Annotated in this window: 1 protein-coding gene and 1 pseudogene; both read left to right on the forward strand. The window is 60.5% G+C overall.

All coding sequences use genetic code 11. The features are described from left to right. Positions 1–132: pseudogene (locus tag SO180_RS42320) on the forward strand (aromatic ring-hydroxylating dioxygenase subunit alpha); the annotation flags it as partial. Between the two features lie 10 nt (positions 133–142). Beyond that, positions 143–1150, forward strand: coding sequence for a PDR/VanB family oxidoreductase (locus SO180_RS42325; RefSeq protein ID WP_449384697.1), 1008 nt, complete (start codon positions 143–145; stop codon positions 1148–1150). Positions 1151–1710: the final 560 nt, after the last annotated feature.

Genomic DNA, 1710 nt, shown 5'->3' on the forward strand with positions numbered 1-1710 from the left:
ATCGACAAGAACCCGCGTTCGCCCTTCTACGATCTCAACATCGATGCGGGCGCACTCTGGGCACGGCGGCTGATCGAGCAGATGGTGGCCGACGAGCAGGACCGCGTGGTCGCAAACCTTGCGGCCGAGTGAGCGAAAAGTCATGGCCCAGCCGATGGAACCGATTGGTGCACGTCTTCGCGCCACGCGCGATCTTACTCCTGACGTCCGTCTCTTCGAGATCGAGCCGGACTACCCGTCAGCTAAGGTAACGCCCGGCAGTCACATCGACGTTCTCGTGCCGATCGACGGGCGGCCCCAGCTTCGTAGCTATTCGTTGGTAGGACCCTGTGCGGACGGACTCTATCGCATCGCCGTCAAGCGGCTCGCGTCGAGCCGGGGCGGGTCTATCGGCATGTGGCGCCTCAAGGCGGGTGAACCGCTCACGATTTTAGAACCAAAAAATAGCTTCGAATTGAGCTACGATCGGCCGGACTACCTGCTGCTGGCCGGCGGGATCGGCATCACGCCGATCTACACGATGGCGCTGGCACTGAAGCAAACGGACGCGAATTTTCGCCTGCTCTATGCTGCGCGTAGCCGCAGCGATCTGGCACTCGCGGACGAGCTTGCCCGCTATATCGGCGAACGACTTCAGCTCTTCGTCAATGAAGAGGGACAGCGCATCGATATCGCCGGCGAGATCGCCCGGCTCGATCCGCGCGGCGAGCTCTATGTGTGTGGGCCATTCGGCATGTTGGAGGCGGCCAAGCGCCTGTGGCGCGAAGCGGGCAGGCCTGCGGCACAGCTCCGCTACGAGACGTTTGGCAATGCCGGCAGGTTCGCAGACGCGCCGTTCAGGATCAGGATTCCCCGATTGGGTCTGGAGATTGATGTGCCTGCCAACCGCTCCATGCTAGAGGCGCTTGAAGATGCCGGCGTCGACATGATCTTTGGTTGCCGGCGGGGAGAATGCGGCCTTTGCGTACTGCCGATCCTGGAGGCGTCGGCTGAGGTCGATCATCGCGACGTGTTTTTCAGCAGTGAAGAGCGAGCGATGAACAGCAAAATCTGCACCTGCGTGTCGCGCGCGGCGAGCGGCTTTCTAACCATCGATACACCTGATCGAACGCCGACCCAGCGTTATTCGCAGGACGTGCCGGTGGTGTAGAGCTTCACGGTCGCATAAGACCGAGGTAAGCTTCGCTCCACCACGCTCCGCGGCCCGAGATACTCCGCGACATGCCTTTTCGCATAACTGTCCTTATTGAGCGTGGACATCCCAATGAGAAATCGCGACCTTACCCTTCCCCGCTTCGACGCTAACCCGCGAGCGCGGCACCAGATCGGCAAGACCGATCGCGATTGAATGACGATCAGCCGGTCGGTCGCGTCCTCACGCCGAACGAGGTACGGCCCGCCGCAATTTGAGTGAACGAGCGAGGCGGGCAAATCTGCATCGACCGGTTCTGATGGCCTTGATACGCGAGCAATAGTTCTTTGCTCATCGCTCACGGGTGCCTACTCTGTTTCTCAAGGGCGGAAAAGCGCTTCATCGAGTCTGCTCTTCGAAAATGCGGCAGCCTTGCAGCGCTAAGTCATACCGGGCCGGCGTCGTTCGGCCCTTCATGAGCGTTCGACGACAGCTGTCGGTTGTGGTTGTTGCCCAACGGCAATGTCGCCTTTTCCCGCAGGCTCTTTCTTTCTCTACTTCGAAACCGGTCGCCTTCT

Source organism: Bradyrhizobium sp. UFLA05-112, from assembly GCF_053572325.1.

Excerpts from the sequence above, each read along its gene's own strand:
- SO180_RS42325 (WP_449384697.1), top strand. The coding sequence starts at position 143 with ATGGCCCAGCCGATGGAACCGATTGGTGCACGTCTTCGCGCCACGCGC.